Source organism: Variovorax sp. P4_D9, assembly GCF_056401695.1.
Window position 1 is genome coordinate 1 of the sequence record NZ_JBFUIU010001546.1, and the last position, 1072, is coordinate 1072.

General features: G+C 57.6%; 2 protein-coding genes. Both read right to left on the reverse strand.

Annotated elements, in window-relative coordinates; translation table 11 throughout:
• Positions 1-638: hypothetical protein (locus tag AC1DY5_RS56765; protein ID WP_478122892.1), on the reverse strand; the 638-nt coding region annotated here is incomplete at its 3' end.
• A 9-nt stretch (positions 639-647) separates the two neighbouring features.
• A partial coding sequence (locus tag AC1DY5_RS56770; RefSeq protein WP_478122893.1) for an ATP-binding domain-containing protein occupies positions 648-1072 on the reverse strand: 425 nt, incomplete at its 5' end.

Sequence of the window (1072 nt, forward strand, 5' to 3'; positions counted from 1 at the left end):
GGGTGTCGCCGCCACACAGCGTCGCGACGCTCCCTGCCTCGTTCATCAGTCCAGCGCCTTTGACATCTTTCGTACCTACCATTCACAGGGTATGGAAGGTCATCCGGTTGTTGCCATGCGAATCGGTGGCTCGATGGCAGGAGCACTTGAAGGGTGCCATCCGCGGAAAGTGAGAGACAAAACGAAATCCCCAAGGTCGAGGGGCGCCTGATGGAACCTCCAGTGACCTCAAAATCTTCATTTGAAGCACTGTCCGCAACCTGTTGCTCTTGGTCGGCGTCTGAACTGTCGTCGGAAGGCTCGTTGCCCACTGGCGTATCGTCGACGGACCCCTCCTCGGCAGTATCAACTCCAACGGTGTCAGTTGCGGTCGTTGCGACCGCCGACGCAACGGGCGCCAGCCCCTCTGGATGCAACATGCCAGCGCCGTACTTCCGATTGGGTGACTCGCCCTCGAAATACAACACCTCTTCGACTTGATCGTCTGCTCCGGGCTTCCAGGCTAGTGCTCCCTTCCGTCGTGAAACAGGATCCCGGAACTCGCCATCGGCGAAGGCAACAACGGTTGGATTGGACTGCCTCGACGGACCCACTATTTCGCTCCGCACACATTCGATTATTCCCGTCCGTTCTTTCATTCTCTTCTCCTACGCCTCCAACCACTGGCGCAAAGTATGAACTGATGAGTCATGGCAGAGGACACGTACGTACTCGGTCCCGCGGGTAGCACCTGTGTAGAACAGAGACCGCTTAAAGTCTTGGGCGTCCAGGAACACGTCGGTCAGGATCACGGCCTTGTTCTCCATGCCCTTGAAGGCATGGATGCTGGCGAAAGACGTGTATCGATCGCTTCTTTGCCACGCGGGGACCAAGGCTGTGCCGGCGGAGCGCAAGCGAACCGCCGCGCTGAACTCGTCCCGACTGAACGACAGGATCGTTACGTCAGAAGGCTTGAGACCCTGGGCTCTAAACTCAATCAACCAGCGCTGAAGGATACGAAGCTGATCGTCGCTCTCTCCGTAGAATTCGATGTCATAGCTTTTCGCTCCCCCGCCGGATCTCAAGTAGCCAC